The 17,324-nt window shown below is 34.6% G+C and carries 13 protein-coding genes, 5 tRNA genes and 2 pseudogenes; 17 read left to right on the forward strand and 3 right to left on the reverse strand.

What is annotated here, in order from left to right:
* Nucleotides 1-145: 145 nt before the first annotated feature.
* The 15 genes and pseudogenes from DK857_RS05540 to DK857_RS19560 all read left to right on the forward strand — a co-directional run bounded on the left by DK857_RS05540 (nt 146) and on the right by DK857_RS19560 (nt 12,518).
* The gene (locus tag DK857_RS05540; protein WP_109401747.1) at nt 146-3,220 is read left to right on the forward strand and encodes a DUF2339 domain-containing protein; all 3,075 of its coding nucleotides are present in this window, start codon (nt 146-148) and stop codon (nt 3,218-3,220) included.
* 96 nt (nt 3,221-3,316) lie between these two features.
* On the forward strand, nt 3,317-3,721 hold the full coding sequence (locus DK857_RS05545; RefSeq protein ID WP_109393942.1) for a GFA family protein: 405 nt from the start codon (nt 3,317-3,319) through the stop codon (nt 3,719-3,721).
* Nucleotides 3,722-3,924: 203 nt separating this feature from the next.
* Complete coding sequence (locus tag DK857_RS05550) at nt 3,925-4,590, forward strand: LuxR C-terminal-related transcriptional regulator (protein WP_227003122.1); 666 nt, start codon at nt 3,925-3,927, stop codon at nt 4,588-4,590.
* Complete coding sequence (gene uvrC / locus DK857_RS05555) at nt 4,574-6,406, forward strand: excinuclease ABC subunit UvrC (RefSeq protein ID WP_109401748.1); 1,833 nt, start codon at nt 4,574-4,576, stop codon at nt 6,404-6,406. The genes DK857_RS05550 and uvrC overlap by 17 nt, the downstream gene beginning before the upstream one ends.
* A gap of 55 nt (nt 6,407-6,461) precedes the next feature.
* Nucleotides 6,462-7,010: a CDP-diacylglycerol--glycerol-3-phosphate 3-phosphatidyltransferase gene (gene pgsA / locus DK857_RS05560; RefSeq protein WP_075674025.1), complete on the forward strand. Its 549-nt coding sequence runs from the start codon at nt 6,462-6,464 to the stop codon at nt 7,008-7,010.
* A 141-nt stretch (nt 7,011-7,151) separates the two neighbouring features.
* Nucleotides 7,152-7,227 (forward strand) — tRNA-Gly (locus DK857_RS05565).
* Between the two features lie 25 nt (nt 7,228-7,252).
* Nucleotides 7,253-7,326, forward strand: a tRNA-Cys gene (locus DK857_RS05570).
* Nucleotides 7,327-7,331: 5 nt separating this feature from the next.
* Nucleotides 7,332-7,418, forward strand: a tRNA-Leu gene (locus tag DK857_RS05575).
* 125 nt (nt 7,419-7,543) lie between these two features.
* Nucleotides 7,544-7,630, forward strand: a tRNA-Leu gene (locus DK857_RS05580).
* Between the two features lie 167 nt (nt 7,631-7,797).
* Nucleotides 7,798-7,884: transfer RNA gene (locus DK857_RS05585), tRNA-Leu, on the forward strand.
* A gap of 154 nt (nt 7,885-8,038) precedes the next feature.
* Nucleotides 8,039-8,476: pseudogene (tnpA, locus tag DK857_RS05590) on the forward strand (IS200/IS605 family transposase).
* A gap of 768 nt (nt 8,477-9,244) precedes the next feature.
* Nucleotides 9,245-9,655 carry a (deoxy)nucleoside triphosphate pyrophosphohydrolase gene (locus DK857_RS05595; protein WP_099660541.1) on the forward strand — a complete coding sequence of 137 codons (411 nt, stop codon included), beginning with the start codon at nt 9,245-9,247 and terminating at the stop codon, nt 9,653-9,655.
* A complete protein-coding gene (locus DK857_RS05600; RefSeq protein ID WP_109401749.1) occupies nt 9,648-9,893 on the forward strand; it encodes a phospholipase D-like domain-containing protein in 246 nt (81 codons plus the stop codon). Before DK857_RS05595 ends, DK857_RS05600 begins: the two co-directional genes overlap by 8 nt.
* A gap of 57 nt (nt 9,894-9,950) precedes the next feature.
* Nucleotides 9,951-10,154 (forward strand): annotated as a pseudogene (locus DK857_RS19555) (phospholipase D-like domain-containing protein); the annotation flags it as partial.
* A 33-nt stretch (nt 10,155-10,187) separates the two neighbouring features.
* On the forward strand, nt 10,188-12,518 hold the full coding sequence (locus tag DK857_RS19560; RefSeq protein ID WP_405124800.1) for a DUF3427 domain-containing protein: 2,331 nt from the start codon (nt 10,188-10,190) through the stop codon (nt 12,516-12,518).
* 191 nt (nt 12,519-12,709) lie between these two features.
* Here the strand turns inward: DK857_RS19560 and DK857_RS05610 are convergent, their stop codons facing one another.
* From DK857_RS05610 to copM, 3 genes are all read right to left on the reverse strand, one after another.
* Nucleotides 12,710-13,879, reverse strand: a complete 1,170-nt coding sequence (locus DK857_RS05610; RefSeq protein ID WP_109401751.1) for an iron-containing alcohol dehydrogenase — start codon at nt 13,877-13,879, stop codon at nt 12,710-12,712.
* A 242-nt stretch (nt 13,880-14,121) separates the two neighbouring features.
* Entirely contained in the window at nt 14,122-15,033 is a 912-nt protein-coding gene (locus DK857_RS05615; RefSeq protein WP_109401752.1) for an AraC family transcriptional regulator, read from the reverse strand.
* A gap of 167 nt (nt 15,034-15,200) precedes the next feature.
* On the reverse strand, nt 15,201-15,572 hold the full coding sequence (gene copM, locus DK857_RS05620; protein ID WP_109393937.1) for a CopM family metallochaperone: 372 nt from the start codon (nt 15,570-15,572) through the stop codon (nt 15,201-15,203).
* Nucleotides 15,573-15,858: 286 nt separating this feature from the next.
* Between copM and DK857_RS05625 the strand changes: the two genes are divergently transcribed.
* Both DK857_RS05625 and DK857_RS05630 read left to right on the forward strand, forming a co-directional pair.
* Nucleotides 15,859-16,644, forward strand: a complete 786-nt coding sequence (locus DK857_RS05625) for a class I SAM-dependent methyltransferase (protein WP_227003123.1) — start codon at nt 15,859-15,861, stop codon at nt 16,642-16,644.
* Nucleotides 16,645-16,859: 215 nt separating this feature from the next.
* Nucleotides 16,860-17,279, forward strand: coding sequence for a hypothetical protein (locus tag DK857_RS05630; protein ID WP_109393936.1), 420 nt, complete (start codon nt 16,860-16,862; stop codon nt 17,277-17,279).
* Nucleotides 17,280-17,324 lie beyond the last annotated feature (45 nt).

A 17,324-nucleotide genomic window follows, 5' to 3' on the forward strand; every position in this document is an offset into this window, starting at 1 on the left:
TTTCGAAATTATGTGCTAGGTTTAAATCAAGAGTTCTCGAAATAGGTTATTTAGGAATAAACTAAGATAAATCTGTGAAAATTAAAGTATAACTAAGGTTAAGAGATTAAAACCATATGATGCTTAATGCAAAAGGATTAGGTTTATGGACGACTTTTTGGTGCTCATCGTTACAATATTTGTCGTGGTGTCTTTGTATTGGCAATACCACTCTTATACAAATAGCAATTCATTGCTGTATCGAATTAAACAGCTTGAAGAAAAACTTATTGAGCAACAAGAGAAATTATTTAAGTTATTAAATAAAGACAAAACTGTGGATATTCTCACAGAGTGTGACGCTCAGAAAAGCGAAGTTAAGGATTTATCTCATGATATAAAAAGAGAGCCTCAACCAACAGTTTCAACCGATTCAACTTATCAACCCAAAACCGTTGACCCTAAAACAGTTGAACCTACTAAGACAACAGAGCATGTGCAAAATAAGGCGGAGAGCAAAGAAACGCCAGCATATCAACGCGCACAAGCATCACAAGAAACGGCATTTAATAAAGTTTCTCCTAAAGAAGAAAAACCAGTTGTTCAATCTTCTATGGTTAATGATATTAACCTTGAAAACAAACAATCTAATAAGACAGAAATATCAACAGTTCCTACACCTAAAGAGCCTGAATCTTATCAACCTAAGGTAGCAACGAGTCGTTTTGCTCATCATTATCAAAAAGAAGCGAAACAAACATCTATTGAACCTGTATCAGAACCACGTGTGGAAAATAGAGCAAATGTGGCAAGTGCTAGCCTTGCGGGATCTGAAACAGGTCATTTAAAAAGTGCTACACCTCAATCAAATAGACCAGCATCGCAATATAGACCTGCTTTAAATTCTCGCCCAAAACGTCAACAGAAATCGATTTTGGGACTTATTTGGAATTGGGTAGTAACAGGAAATCCGCTGGCTAAAATAGGGATGTTATTGCTCTTTTTTGGTCTGTCTTATTTACTTAAATACAGTATTGAGAATGAGCTTATCTCAGCATCAACACGCTTAATGATGGCTGGAACAGGATGCTTGGCCTTATTAGGTATTGGCTGGTGGCTTAGAAAGAAAAACTTGATATATGCATTAATTTTGCAAGGTGGTGGCATTGGTGGGTTTTATATTACTATTTTTGCCGCAACTAAAATTTATGATTTTATTCCTATTGGTATTGCTCTCGCGATTATGGTGTTTATCTGCTTGGTCAGTGTAAGTTTGGCAGTTATTCATCGAGCCATTAGTTTAGCTATATTAGCCTCGCTTGGCGGTTATTTAGCACCTGTTTTATTGTCTACTGGTGATAACAATTATGTTGGGTTGTTTAGCTATTATCTTATCCTTTCAATTGGCATTCTTATTATCAGTCATTGGCAAGTTTGGCGTTTATTAAATCTTATTGGTTTTGCTTTTACTTTTGGTATTGGTTTTATATGGGCGATACCTAATTACACTCATGCCGATTATTTACCTTGCCAGCTATTTTTAATTGCAAATTGGTTGATTTTTGGTGTTGCAACGGAGCTTTCAACATTAAAAAACAAACTGAAACTTAATATTTCTTTTGATGCCACATTACTATTTGGTACACCATTAATTGGTTTTATCTTCCAACATCGATTAGCTTCAGAATGGGAATATGGCGTTGCTATTGCTTCATCGCTTTGTGGATTAGCATATTTCGCACTAAGTTGGTTTGTGCTTAAGCGTTATCGTGAAGAGGGTAAATTGCTGGCGATTGCCTTCTTTATGCTCTCTGCTACTTTTGCCACTTTAGCTGTACCATTTGCATTCTCTGCTGAATGGACATCGATTGTATGGGCTATTGAAGGGGTGATGATCCTTGCATTTTCTGTTTTACAGCAGCAAAAGAAACCCGCTATTGCAGGGACTCTTTTAGTTGCAGTTTCCTTTATTTTATTGTTCAACATGCCTGTTACCTTGTTAGGTGATTGGCTAATGATCGTAATACAAGTAATCGCTGTATTTGCTGTTGCAGTACTGTGGTATCGAGCTAAGTTTACTAATATTGATAATCAAACTATTGGATATGTAGCACTATTTATCTCTGTTGTAAGTTGGGGATATAGCGTTTTACTTTTACAAGAGTATGGCGAATATTGGCTCTATCCAGAGGTAAAATCCATTACCTTTGCATTTATTCTTATTAGCTGTTGGGGCATGTTCTTTGCGGGTAAGAAAACCCTATTTTCTGAGTTGGCAAGTTGCTCTATTTTATTATGGCCAATGTCAGCACTTATTATGTTGGTCTACATCTATCTCGCAGGTTCGCTAATTGATAATTGGTTAAGTGCGATTATCTGGATTGCAATTTTTGCAAGTGGTTTCTACTTGCTTAAAGTAAATACGTTATTGCCGAAACAAAGGATCAATAAAGCGTTGATCCATATTATGCATCTTGTCTTTATTGGTATTTTCTTATTTACTGAAATTATTTGGTTGCTGGATGTTACGTACCTTTATGTGAGCTTACATTTTGCAAGCGTTATTCTTGCTATAAGTTTATTTATTGCAATAAGCTATATGTTAGCAATGGGAGTTAATTGGATAAAAGAGTACCAAAATACTTATTGGTTAGTTACTTTACCGGCTTTAGGATTACTGGCACTTTCTTTAATCTTTGCGAACTTTAATAACGGTACTGAAGGTGGAATTAAATTTATTCCATTATTTAACTTGATGGATCTAATGGGTATTGTTGGAATATGGGTTGGCTATAAATTTATTTCAGTAATAAAACAGTCACCTAAGTATCAAGCATTATTGCAGAATAACTTACCGGTATTTAATTACATTATTCCTGCTATGATTTTCTGGTGGGCAAACGGTATTTTATTAAGAGGGTTAGTCTTTGCAACAGATATTGATTGGTCGAGTTATGCAATCATTAATTCCAAAGTGATCCAAACAGTATTAGCCATTATTTGGGCGATTACGGCATTAGTGACTATGGTAATGGCGACACGTAAGAAGTCACGCTCACAATGGTTTATTGGTGGTGTACTATTGGCTGTGGTTATCGCTAAACTCTTCCTAATTGATACATCATTAAGTAGTGGATTGCTGAGAGCATTGGCCTTTATTGGTGTTGCAATATTGATTTTATTAATCGGGTATTTCTCACCATTACCGCCGAAAAAACAAACTAACAATACAAGTGTGTAAGTCATGTTTTAGCTTGTGTTGTGTTTATTTTATTAATTAAATCATGCGTATAATCTTAAATGGTTAGTGCATGATTTAACGAAAAGGAGAGTTATAATGCATCAAGGTCAATGTTTATGCGGTAAAGTTAAACTATCGACAGCACAAGATATATCTGCGCTCAGTGTTTGTCATTGTAGTATGTGTTTGCGTTGGAATGGTGGTCCTGGTTTTTCAATTGATTGTAAATCAGATTTGAGGATTGAAGGTGAAGAAAATATAACACGCTATGATTCATCTTTATGGGGAGAACGAGCATTTTGTAAGCATTGTGGCTCTCATCTTTTTTATCATTTAAAAGAAACCAATACTTACTATGCATCAGCAGGATTATTCCCTGATGCAAAAGAAAGTAAACTAACAATACAAATTTATATAGATAGCAAACCTCTTTATTATAATTTTGTAGAAAAAACACCAATGCTAACAGAGCAAGAGATTATTAGTATGTTTAATAAATAATATTTTAATTTATTAGTTTTTTGGATTTTTTATTCTTTTAAGACTCTTTTCTATATGAGTCTTTTCTTATGATTTTATTAAATAAATATTAATTAATGCTAAGAAAGAGGTAGGTTGCTATTTTTTATTATAGTATGATCTTTTCTTTAAAATTTATAACAAGTTAATCTAATTTTTTTGTTATGTTTTGATTTAAAAGGAGAGTGTTATTGATAAATACATTGATAATAAGTCGAGTTGAAATATTTAGCTTGGGAATAAAAACACTTCTTAGTCAGATTAAAAAAATCAATATCCGAAAGGTGATGAATGATGAAAGTGATGCATTTCGTTATTGTCGACAATTTTCGGTTAATCTTATTATTATTTATTCAGCACCTTCAGTATCATTAATTGATTCTATAAAAAGAATAAAGCGATCATCTTTATCAATTAAAATTATTGTTATTTCACCAAAAACAGACTCTATATTATCAATAACGCTTCTTCAATTAGGTATTGAAGGCTTTATTGTCGTTGATACTTCTTGTGAAAATATTCTGCAAGCTATTCGGCAAGTTTGTATCGGTCAACGATATATAAGCCAAGAGTTAGCTATGGAAATCGCACTCACAAAATTACAGCAAGAATTAAATCCGTTACATCATCTATCTGAACGAGAATTGCAAATTATGTCGATGATCATCAGAGGAAAAAAAATCGCACAAATTGCAAGAGAGCTGAATATTAATACAAAAACAGTAAATAGCTATCGTTATCGAATGTTTAGTAAACTTAAAATCTCAGGTGATGTAGAATTAACACATATAGCAATACGTTATGGGTTAATTGAGATAGAGAGTCATTTACAAAGTGGAAGACAAATTTGACGCCAAAGCATTCTTAAGCCGAGTCACAAATAAACCGGGTGTTTATCGGATGTATGATGCGACAGACACAGTAATTTATGTTGGCAAAGCTAAAGATCTGAAAAAAAGGCTTTCGAGCTATTTCCGCACACAAGTAAATAGCCGTAAGACCGAAGCTTTAGTGAAGTGCATCACCAATATTGATGTCACGATCACCCATACAGAAACAGAAGCTTTATTGCTTGAACATAGCTACATCCAGCGTTATCAACCTCGCTATAATGTGTTGTTACGCGATGATAAATCCTATCCTTATATCTATTTAAGTGGTGATAAACACCCTAGACTTGCTAGTTACCGCGGTGCAAAACATGCTAAAGGGGAATATTTTGGGCCTTTTCCTAACTCCTTTGCAGTGAGAGAAACATTGGCATTAATGCAAAAATTGTTTCCTATTCGTCAATGCGAAGACAGTGTGTATCGCAATCGTTCAAGGCCTTGTTTGCAATATCAAATTGGGCGCTGTCTTGCACCTTGTGTAAAAGGCTATGTTTCTGATGAAGAATATGCCCAACAAGTTAATTATGTGCGGCTTTTTCTTTCAGGTGATGATTCGCAAGTTATTGACGGATTGGTTAAACGTATGGAAGAAGCAAGCCAAGATCTACGTTTTGAAGAGGCGGCTCGCATTCGTGATCAAATCCAAGCGGTAAGGCAAGTGACTGAAAAACAATTTGTCGCCAATATTGGTGATGATCTTGATGTGATCAGTGTCGCTTTTAATGGTGCGATTGCTTGTGTTTATGTGCTCTTTTTCCGTCAAGGTAAAGTGTTAGGAAGTCGGAGCTATTTTCCTAAAGTCCCCGCAAATACCTCAATTGATGAAGTTGTTCAGACTTTTATTGGCCAATTTTATTTACAAGGTAGTGCAATTCGAACTTTACCAACTGAAATCTTGCTTGATTTTAATTTAGAAGATAAAGCCATTCTTTCTGAGTCAATTTCTTCAATAGCGGGGCGAAAAATTCAAATTCAAACAAAACCGCGTGGTGATAGAGCTCGTTATTTAAAATTAGCCAGAACAAATGCAGCAACAGCATTGGCTTCAAAACAAGTCGAACAATCGACAATTTCACAACGTTATACCTCATTGATGTCTCTTCTTGGTATGAAAGAGATAAAACGAATGGAATGTTTTGATATTAGTCACACTATGGGAGAGCAAACTGTGGCTTCATGTGTAGTATTTGACATGAATGGCCCATTAAAATCTGAATATAGGCGCTATAATATCAGTGGTATTACTCCTGGTGATGATTATGCGGCGATGAATCAGGTGCTCACTCGACGTTATGGTAAATCATTAGAAGAGACTAAGGTTCCAGATATTATCTTTATCGATGGTGGTAAAGGGCAATTAGCACAAGCAATAGAGGTATTTGATTCTCTTGATGTTGATTGGGACAAATCACACCCGAAATTAATAGGTGTCGCAAAAGGGAGTGATCGTAAAGCAGGGCTTGAAACCTTGTTTTTTGTGCCTGAAGGTGAAGGAATGGCATTACCTTCTGATTCACCTGCGTTGCATTTGATCCAACATATTCGTGATGAATCGCATCGTCATGCAATAACGGGACATCGTCAGCGTAGAGCAAAAGTGAAAAATACCAGTTCGTTAGAATCTATTGAAGGTGTAGGGCCTAAGCGCCGTCAAATGTTGTTGAAATATATGGGAGGGCTACAAGCTTTGCGAGACGCAAGTGTTGAAGAAATTGCGAAAGTCCCCACAATTTCGACTGCATTAGCAGAAAAAATTTTTAATGCGTTGAAACACTAAGTGTATTGATGCACCATATTAATAACTCTCACTTTTCTAGGTCGTGTAGAACGCTATGCAACTAAATATCCCAACTTGGCTAACTCTATTTCGTGTCGCACTAATCCCATTCTTTGTTTTGGTGTTTTATTTACCATTCAAAGATGCTCCATTAGTTTGCGCTATTATTTTTATGGTAGCAGCTGCAACTGACTGGTTTGATGGTTTTTTAGCACGTAGATGGAAACAAACTACTCGCTTCGGGGCTTTTCTTGACCCAGTAGCGGATAAAGTAATGGTTGCAACAGCACTTGTTTTAATTACTGAATACTATCATGAGTGGTGGATAACCTTACCCGCAGCAACCATGATTGCTCGTGAAATTATCATCTCTTCACTAAGAGAATGGATGGCTGAATTAGGAAAGCGTAATAGTGTTGCAGTTTCTTGGATAGGAAAAGTGAAGACGACCGCACAAATGGGTTCACTGGTTGTGTTATTATGGCGTCCTACTGTTGAAGCGGAGTGGTTTGGATTCGCTTTATTATATATTGCAACCGTGCTGACATTCTGGTCAATGTTTCAATATTTGAGCGCTGCATGGTCAGATTTGCGTGAAGGTTGATCGAAATGACTGAAAATTCACCGAACAGTCAAAAAGATGCAAATATAGTGTTGACTAGATTCAGGAAATCAGTAGAATGCAACGCATCGAAAGGCACAACGGTTTACGGAAATAAATAAGTAAATCAGCAAGTTCGGTAAAGCGGGAATAGCTCAGTTGGTAGAGCACAACCTTGCCAAGGTTGGGGTCGCGAGTTCGAGTCTCGTTTCCCGCTCCAATCTCTAATGAGATTGAGTAGTTGAGGCGCGTTGGCAGAGTGGTCATGCAGCGGATTGCAAATCCGTGTACCTCGGTTCGATTCCGGGACGCGCCTCCATTAATGCCCAGGTGGTGAAATCGGTAGACACAAGGGATTTAAAATCCCTCGGCTGTAAGGCTGTGCGGGTTCAAGTCCCGCCCTGGGCACCAACTCTTCTAGATGAGAGTTTGGTGCAAAAAAGTCCATTATCAATGGCATTGGGAAATAAGTAATAAGTCGTCCATACCAGTATTTATCTTAGTAATAAGAATTTACGGGCGCACCACAGAATTTAGCCCAGGTGGTGAAATCGGTAGACACAAGGGATTTAAAATCCCTCGGCTGTAAGGCTGTGCGGGTTCAAGTCCCGCCCTGGGCACCATACAAATAGCGGACCTTAACTTAGGTCCGTTTTTTCTTCCACTAGCGACCAAGTTGGTGAGAGAAGAGCAAAAACTAAAGTTAGTTTAGAAGTAAATGCTTAAAATTTATTTGTTATCTATCTTGTTTGATAAACGGGTATTAAGCGTAACAAGTAAATACAATTTAGCCCAGGTGGTGAAATCGGTAGACACAAGGGATTTAAAATCCCTCGGCTGTAAGGCTGTGCGGGTTCAAGTCCCGCCCTGGGCACCATATAAAAAAACGGACCTCAATGAGGTCCGTTTTTTTATTGTCAGCCTTAAACCACCTCCTTAGGAGGTGGTGATTGACCCTGTGAGGCTATAGCCTGAAGGAAACCCATGTTAAAAAACTATCTCTTACTCACCACAAGTAAAGAGGAAATAACATGGGTTTATACAGAAGTTCATCACATGTGTATTGGCGTTGCAAATATCATCTAGTTTGGACACCTAAATATCGTTATAAGATATTGAAAGATAAAGTAGGAAAATAGCTTTATAGAACAATTTATATTCTCTGCAATATGAAAGACTGTGAAGTATTGGAGCTAAATGTTCAGCCAGACCATGTACATTTAGTTGTAATGATCCCACCTAAACTATCAATATCAACACTAATGGGAGTCCTGAAAGGACGTAGTGCGATAAGGTTATATAATCGATTTCCGCATATACGTAAGAAAATTTGGGGTAATCACTTTTGGGTTAGGGGATATTTTGCTGATACGGTGGGGGTTAATGAAGCCATCATTAGGCGTTATGTAAGGCATCAGGATAAAGTTGATCAAGAGCTCGACCAACAAATGGAATTGTTGGAGGATTAATAAAGAATATAGCCCCCTTATAGGGGGCCCAATTTAAAGCCACCTCTTTTAGAGGTGGTATTTTACTTATGGATAATATTTTTCTCTTCATATTGGCACGGCAAAAACTTTAACCGTATCAATCGATAAGCTGATAAAAAGTGATATTTAATACTATCTTGAGCAACATGTTTGGATGGTCAATCAAACATGGTTAGCTCTGTTTAAAGTCTATCAGATATGGCTTGGTTGCTATACCAAAGTAAATTAAATTCTTTATCCATAATAATCACTTCTACCGGGTAAGCCATTTACACCTTCAATTATTCTTATTCTGGATATTTATTAGCTGCTTAGTTAAAAGTAGCATCATTTGATGAGTATCGAGTAAGCGTCAGAGTATTTCATTCGACTCCTTATTAGCAATATCCCAAACTATTATTTCTATTTGGATCCTGCATTTTTGAACCGTGTCTGTTGTCCTTGCATCCATCAGATATTCATCGGTGATCTTAGAGAAAATAAGATACAAGAGTGAGATGGGTAAATAGTTCGAATGACCCGAAGGAATAGCATAAAAAAGAAATCGGAGTGGATTAGAAAATCTTACACAACTATCAGAGCGATCAATGATCCTTACTTGTTTGAAATTAAGCCATTGACCATTTTTGTTGTTTAAAAAATTATTTTCAATAATTTTCAAAAAGAGATGAATATAAGGAATATATGGTAAATAAATGTATATACTGAGGGTATTCAAATAAATGTTGTATTAGGTATTCCAGATTTATGACTAAAAAAACTATTTATGTTGTTGCAGCTGCAATGTATAACGAAAAAAATGAAATATTTTGTGCCTTAAGATCTCAAAAAATGAGCTTACCAGGATTATGGGAATTCCCTGGAGGTAAAATCGAACCCGGTGAAACTCCTGAAGAGGCACTTAAACGAGAAATTCAAGAAGAATTAGGATGTGAAATACTGGTACAAGCACATATCGATACTCATTTACACGAATATGAAAATATAAATGTTAATTTAAGTGTTTATAAGTCAGTTCTTCAAAGTGGAAAGATTCAATTATACGAACATGAAAAAGGAATGTGGACTCCTATTTCTGAGCTACTAACTTTAAATTGGGCCCCCGCTGATATCTCTGCTGTTGAAAAAATCTTAAAAGAAGAGAGTCGCAATGCATAAAGATTTTAAGCAGTCTATTTTACACAGCTTTGTAGATCATCAGATACAAGCGAAAGATCACCTTAAAGCTGAGGTTTTTACAAATCAAAGTTATGATGATCAATTGTTGTCAGGCATTATTGATCGATTAAAAAATGTAAAATCATTTGATATTGCGGTCGCTTTTGTGACTAAATCGGGCTTATCTCTACTTAAAACAATCTTGTCAGATTTGTCTCTTAGAGGAATTACTGGCTGACTTCTAACATCAGATTATTTAACATTTAACCATCCTGATACATTTAAAGAATTACTAAAAATCTCTAATTTAGAAGTGAAGATTTCGACAAAACAGGGATTCCATGCCAAAGGCTATTTTTTTCATTATGAAAATTACTCAACTACAATTATTGGTAGCTCAAATCTAACGGCAAATGCATTAAAGATAAATTATGAATGGAATCTCGCTATTACGAGCTATCAAGATGGTGATATCTACAAAAAATTACGAGATATATTTGAAGATGAGTGGGGAGCTAGTGAGTTATTAGATTTGGTTTTTATCAATAAATATACGATTGAATATCAGAAAAATAACAAGCTATACCAGCAAGATAACTCAATATCTGAAGTAGTTAATACAGACATAATTAAACCAAATAAAATGCAGCAAGATGCTTTGCTAAATCTTAAGGCTTTAAGAGATCAAGATAAAAAAAAAGCGCTTATTATTTCTGCTACCGGAAGTGGTAAAACATATTTATCTGCCTTTGAAATACAAAATGCTAAACCCAAGAGAATGCTGTTTCTGGCACACAGAGAACAAATTTTATTAAAGGCATCCGAAAGTTTTAAAAAAATTATTCCCGCCTCATCAGAGATTGAATATGGTATTTTTTCGGGCAATCAAAAAAATTTAAACGCTAATTATCTTTTTGCGACAATACAAACTTTGTCACAGACAGAATACTTAGATAAGTTTTCAGCTGATCATTTTGATTATATTATTATTGATGAAGTCCATAAAGTTGGTGCTACTTCATATCAAAAAATTTTAGATTATTTTAAACCGAAATTTTTACTTGGTATGACTGCTACGCCAGAAAGAACAGATGGATTTAATATTTTTGAAATGTTTAACTACAACGTTGCATATGAGATCCGCTTGAAAGACGCATTAGAAATGGATTTAGTTGCGCCTTTTCATTATTTTGGCGTGGTGGATTATGAGCTTAATGGCGAATTAATTGATAATTTATCCAATCTGAAACATTTAGTTAGTGACGAGCGAGTCGATTTTCTAATTGAAAAAATAGAATATTATGGGTATTCAGGTGATTCACCCAAAGGTTTAATATTTTGTCGTTCACTAGATGAAGCAAGAGATCTTTCAGATGAATTCAATAATAGAAGTTATAGAACTGTAGCATTGTCGGGAGAAGATCCACAGGAATATAGAGCACACACTATTAAGCGGCTTGAGGTTGGAGAAATTCAGTATATTTTTGTTGTGGATATATTTAATGAAGGCATTGATATTCAATGTTTAAATCAAGTGATTATGATGAGACAAACGGAATCAAGCATCATATTCATTCAGCAACTAGGTAGAGGATTGCGCAAATTTCCAACTAAAGAATATCTAGTTGTTATTGATTTTATAGGGAATTATCAGAAGAACTATTTGATCCCAATAGCCTTGATGGGTGATAACTCATTGAATAAAGAAACTATCAGACGAGCAGCTATTGATCCTGGTAATTTGTATGGTTTAAGTAATATTAGCTTTGAAAAAATAGCACAGGAGAGAGTGCTTAAGGCTATTTCTTCCGTCAAACTTGATAGTGTTCGATCCATCAAAAAGGCTTACATTGATTTAAAAAACCGTATAGGCCGTATCCCGTTATTGTTGGATTTTATTACCAATAATAGTGTAGATCCTAGTGTTATAGCCAGTTCATATAAAACATATGATGACTTTATTGCCTCAATGGAAGGACAACCCATAAAAACTTTTGGGGTATATGCGGATGCCGTTTTGTTGTTCTTAATGAGGGAGTTATTAAATGGTAAACGCTTACATGAAGTTTTATTATTAGAAACTTTATATATCCAATCTACATTATTACATGCTAATTATTTAAAAGTTTTAGATGATAATCAAGTTAGTTATACAGTAGAAACTATAATTTCTGTCCAAAGAATATTGAATTATGATTTTTGGGGAGAGATTGAACGAAAAAGGTATGGTGGATCTTCTTTAGTTATTTATGATGAGGCATCAGAAAATTATATTCTGGCATCAGAAATAAAAAATCTATTAGAATGTAATCAAGAGTTTAAAAATCGCTTCTTAGATATTATAAATGTAGCAAAAGCGAAAAATAAAAAATACTCTTCATCTACACCATTAAAACTGTATGAGCGTTACAGTAGAAAAGATATATGTCGATTATTAAATTGGCATAAGGACGAATCAAGTACTATTTATGGTTATCGCCTTAAACATAACACACTGCCTATTTTCACAACTTATCAAAAAACGGAAGATTTGAATTCCAAGGTGCATTATGAAGATAAGATATTAAGTCCAGATCTTATCAAATGGTATAGTAAGTCTAAGCAAACACGAAATTCAGGACCAATGCTTGAAATATTTCAATCTCAAAAAGATAAAACAGCTGTAATACATTTTTTTATTAAAAAAGATGATTCTGAAGGTACAGAATTTTATTATTTAGGCCCAGCTGATATCGTTGAAGATTCGATTATGGATGAGCAAGCAACAGAGATCGATGGAGGAAAAACACACTCTATTGTATCAATGCATTTGCGTTTACATTATTCGATAGAATTAAGTTTGTATCATTATTTAATTGCCTAAAGAGGCTTTTATTTTGTTTAAAAAGAGTACTAGCTGACACTTACTGGGCTATATCTTAAATTACTGTGAATATAGCTATGTTAATAAGCTCAGTGTTTTAGAGCCGTACAAAATATACTCGACAAGTTTTCTTTGGGAACCATATAAAAAACGGACCTCAATGAGGTCCGTTTTTTTATATCTGCTTAATATTAGAAACAAGCTTCCAAAATATCGAGGACATCTTTAGTGGTTAGCTTTTTATAGCCTCTACCAATAATTGTGGTTGATTGTGCAATCTCAGGAAGCATCTCTCTTGTTGCACCTAAGTCTTCTAATGAAGTCACAATACCGCACTCTTTTGTGAAATGTTCTAGTGCATCAATACCTTCAAGTGCAATTTGATCTTGTGTTTTTCCCTCTGCGGAAATTCCCCATACTTGAGTTGCAAATCGTACAAATTTCTCAATACCAAACTTATAGATAAAACGATAATAAGGTAGAGAAATTGCAGCAAGTCCCATTCCATGCGCACAGTCTGTATAAGCCCCTAATTGATGCTCAATCATATGGACTTGCCAATCTTGTGTTTTTGATAATCCTGTGAGGGTATTTAGTGCAAGTGTTGCATTCCACATAAGATTACTTCTTGCTTCGTAATCACTTGGATTTTTAAGTGCGATACGTAAATTATCAATCGAAGATTTTAATAAACTTTCAATTAAGTAATCTGTTGTGTTTGCACCTTGATCAGAAAAATATTGCTCCATCAAGTGCGACATCGTGTCAAAAACACCACTTACCATCTGATACTGAGAAACAGAAAACGTATATTCTGGATTTAAAATCGAAAATTTAGGGAATACATTTGCAGGAAATACACGTCCAATTTTATATTTAGTCTCTTCATGGGTAATGACTGAGCCACCATTCATTTCAGAGCCTGTGCCTACCATGGTAAGAATTGATGCGACAGGGACAATTTTATTGGTCACATCTTGATATTCAACCCAGTATTTTTGAAAAGGATCTTCATCTTCACAATAGGCTGAAATGGAAATGCCTTTTGCACAATCAATAACAGAGCCACCACCGACGGCTAAAATTAAGCTGACGTTATGCTCACGAACTAATTGAGCGCCTTCCATCATTTTTGCATAAGTTGGATTAGGCATCACACCTGATAACTCAACCACTTTTTTTCCTGCATGTTTGAGTATTGCAATCACTTCATCATAAAGGCCATTAGATTTGATTGCATTACGACCGTACATCAGCATGATGGTTTCACCATAATGTGATAATTCATCATTTAATTTAGCAAGAGAGTTCTTACCAAAATGAATAGTTGTCGGGTTGTAGTAAGTAAAATCGAGTTGCATTTTGATATCCTATTGCAATATTAATTTGATAGCTATCTCATTGAAGTATAGTTTGTTCTTTTAACTTCAAGAAATATTGGTCTATTTTTGTTTAATAGAGATGCTATCGCTTCTACATTGAGATATGAATGTCCGATCTTCTTAGTCTCTTGCCTAATTTTCCAAAAGATAAAAGAGTGATAATAAATAATATAAATAGGTAAAAAAGATAAAACGATTGGACTTATAAAAAGTGGTTGTATTCAAATATTGTTAGATTCTTTGAGCATCTTAATATCGGTTGCTGGAGGTGATCCAAATAATCGACTATATTCACGACTAAATTGAGAAGGGCTTTCATAACCAACTCGGAAAGTGGTTGTTATTGCACCTAGATTTTCAGTTAACATCAATCGACGGGCTTCACTGAGTCGTAATTTTTTTTGGAATTGAAGCGGAGTCATTGATGTCATTGTTTTAAAATGAGTATAAAAAGCAGATTTACTCATTCCTGAACATGAAGCCAATTCATTGATGTTTAATGGTTTTATATAATTACTTTTTAGCCAATCAATCGCTTTAGCAATTTGATGACTATGGCTACCTGCTGTGACAATTTGATTTAATCGCTCACCTTGCTCGGTAATCAGTAGACGATAGAAAATTTCACGTTTTATACCAGAAGCAAGGATTTTAATACTATCAGGCTCATCAAGAAGAGTGAGTAAGCGAATAAACGCATTGACTAAAGGTTCTGATAATTCACCAACAGCAATGCCTTTTGGGGTATTCGAATCTGAGCTAAATGTTAATTCACTATCAACGATAAGTTGTGATATTTGTTGCAGATCTAACTCCATAACTAGCCCTAAAAACGGTTTCTCGTCGCTGGCTCTCATAATATTTGCCATAACAGAGAGTTCTATTGAAGAAATTAAAAAATGGTTGGCATCGTAAATAAAGCTTTCTTCTCCTAAGATCACTCTCTTTTCGCCCTGGGCAATTAAACAGATCCCTGATTTATGAGTATGGCTGGTAATTGGTGTAGGAGAAGTCCAGTGTGTTAGTGTTAATCCCGGAATTTGAGTTTCAAATTGATTAGTATTGTGAGTCCATTTTTTAATTTGCATGGCTAGCTTTTGAGTTAATGACGCCATGTTTTCTAATTTATTCATATGGGCTCCATACGGGATAAAGCGATTAATGTTGCGATAGTTATAAAATTATAATGTATGAGATGAATATTAGAAAATTATTTGATTTATCTTTAATAAGAAATTTGGAAGGTAAACATTAAAAAAAAGACAGGCTGCGCCTAATAAATCACAGCCTTATAAATTTATTATTTATCGGTTCTATTTTTTTCTAACCATTTTTGCATTTGTTCTATTTCAGGGCCTTGCGCATCAATAATAGCTTGAGCTAGTTTACGCATTTCAGGATCAGTACCATATTTCAACTCAATTTTAGCCATATCAATAGCGCCTAAATGGTGGGCTATCATGCCATCAGCAAAAGCAACATCTGCATTATCAGTATTCATTCCTTTTGCCATATCAGCATGCATTTTATTCATGGAATCATTGAGTTCCTTTTGCATTGGTGAGCTGTTATGAGGTGTATCCATATTCATGGTCATATGTGTATTATTTGCCATTGCACCAAAAGAGATAGCACTCATTAAAATAACCGCAGCAGGTAAAATCTTTTTCATAACAGTTTCCTTTAATTTATCGTGAAATTGTTATCACTCTAAAGATTCCCCCTAGGGGAAGGTCAATGTTGTTATTCAAAGTTTAATATTCTTTACCTTTAATGACGTAATTACAAAAATAGTCTTTTAACATATTTTATTTCAATTGGTTATATATCAATATCTAATTTATACCTCTTTGCAGACTCGGAATTTCTTTATAAAAAAAGAAAATTAATGATAACTATTCCCATTAAAGCTATTTTGCTATAAAGTTGTATTAATAATGCAACTTTAAGGTGGCTATATGGATAATCAAATTACAACGCAATCTATGTCTCAAGAACCATCAAAAGCAGGGCATACCTTTTTAGCGAGTTTAGGGAAAACACGTTTAAGACCGGGCGGTGTAGAGGCATCTGATTGGTTAATTAATAATGCACATTTTACATCATCAAGCCATGTTCTTGAGATTGCTTGCAATATGGCGACAACTTCGATCGAGATTGCCAAGAAATACGGTTGTCATATCATTGCTATCGATATGGATGATAATGCTTTGTCTCATGCGAAAAAAAATGTCGATAGTGCTCAATTATCACATTTGATCCAATTAACAAAAGCCAATGCGTTATCTTTGCCTTTTCCTGATAATACTTTTGATATTGTGATAAATGAAGCGATGCTGACAATGTATGCAGATAAAGCCAAAGCAAAACTAGTTAAAGAGTATTACCGCGTTTTAAAACCAGGTGGCTTATTATTAACCCACGATATTATGAAGAAAAATGATGAGGTTAATAGAAACAACTTAATCGATGTAGTGAAATCAAATGTAGCACCTATGTTTCTGCAAGAGTGGCACGACTTATTTATTAATGTTGGTTTTTCAGAAGTAAAAATAAAATCAGGTAATATGAGTTTAATGTCACCTATTGGTTTCATTCGTGATGAAGGATTATTTAGGACTGCAAAAATAATTAAGAATGGGGTGATAAAAAAGAGAAATAGATCACGATTCTTATCAATGTTCCGTTTTTTTAGAGAGAATCGACATGTTTTAAATTATATTGCATGTTGTTCTAAAAAATAATTTAATCAAGAAAAATTTATATATTAATTAATGGCACCTAAGTAAAACTAGGTGCTTGTTTTCTTTTATAAATAAGAATAAATAGAACTGTATACCTCCGTAATAAAATGTAAAAAATAAAAAGAATCGTAATCCAGATTGAACCCAATTTATTTTGACTATATATATTAAAAAAGAAATATTAAAATAGAAATAATTTATATGTGGAGTTTAATATGAAACAGATACTTATTATTGCTGGGGGGATATTGTCGCTGACTATTATACTGGCTATTCTTGTTGCTATTTTAATTGTTTCTGTCATTAAAGAAAATACTGCTGAGTTTTGGAATGAAAGCCGCGAAGTGATTGAAAGTTCGTCATCTACCGTACGTGAAACTGTTTCTAGCGTAGATGCAAAACGCGATACGCTTATGGCTATTTATCAATCTAAAAATAACAATGGAAGCTGTCAGCAGTTAGCTGAAAAGCTAAATGATGTTGAAAAAGCACTTTCTAATGGAAATTTAACGTTACCACGATCTGCAAAAGAACAAATTTCGACTGTCAAAAATGCTTTCGATGGTTCAACATCATCTACGAAAAATATTGCTTGCGAACAGGCACTTCAAGTTATTAATGACTTGAGTCAGTAATCTCAATATCCTTTCTATTTTTATTTATCTTTTGTCCAACAGTAA

The organism is Proteus terrae, from assembly GCF_003144325.1.
GTDB classification, from domain to species: Bacteria; Pseudomonadota; Gammaproteobacteria; order Enterobacterales; family Enterobacteriaceae; genus Proteus; species Proteus terrae.

What these genes read in the sequence shown, in the direction of transcription:
- DK857_RS05600 (WP_109401749.1), top strand. Translation starts at nt 9,648, where the DNA reads ATGCATAAAGATTTTAAGCAGTCTATTTTACACAGCTTTGTAGATCAT.
- pgsA (WP_075674025.1), top strand. Translation starts at nt 6,462, where the DNA reads ATGCAACTAAATATCCCAACTTGGCTAACTCTATTTCGTGTCGCACTA.
- DK857_RS05630 (WP_109393936.1), top strand. Translation starts at nt 16,860, where the DNA reads ATGAAACAGATACTTATTATTGCTGGGGGGATATTGTCGCTGACTATT.
- DK857_RS05625 (WP_227003123.1), top strand. Translation starts at nt 15,859, where the DNA reads ATGGATAATCAAATTACAACGCAATCTATGTCTCAAGAACCATCAAAA.
- DK857_RS05610 (WP_109401751.1), bottom strand. Translation starts at nt 13,879, where the DNA reads ATGCAACTCGATTTTACTTACTACAACCCGACAACTATTCATTTTGGT.
- DK857_RS05545 (WP_109393942.1), top strand. Translation starts at nt 3,317, where the DNA reads ATGCATCAAGGTCAATGTTTATGCGGTAAAGTTAAACTATCGACAGCA.
- DK857_RS05595 (WP_099660541.1), top strand. Translation starts at nt 9,245, where the DNA reads ATGACTAAAAAAACTATTTATGTTGTTGCAGCTGCAATGTATAACGAA.
- DK857_RS05540 (WP_109401747.1), top strand. Translation starts at nt 146, where the DNA reads ATGGACGACTTTTTGGTGCTCATCGTTACAATATTTGTCGTGGTGTCT.
- copM (WP_109393937.1), bottom strand. Translation starts at nt 15,572, where the DNA reads ATGAAAAAGATTTTACCTGCTGCGGTTATTTTAATGAGTGCTATCTCT.
- DK857_RS05615 (WP_109401752.1), bottom strand. Translation starts at nt 15,033, where the DNA reads ATGAATAAATTAGAAAACATGGCGTCATTAACTCAAAAGCTAGCCATG.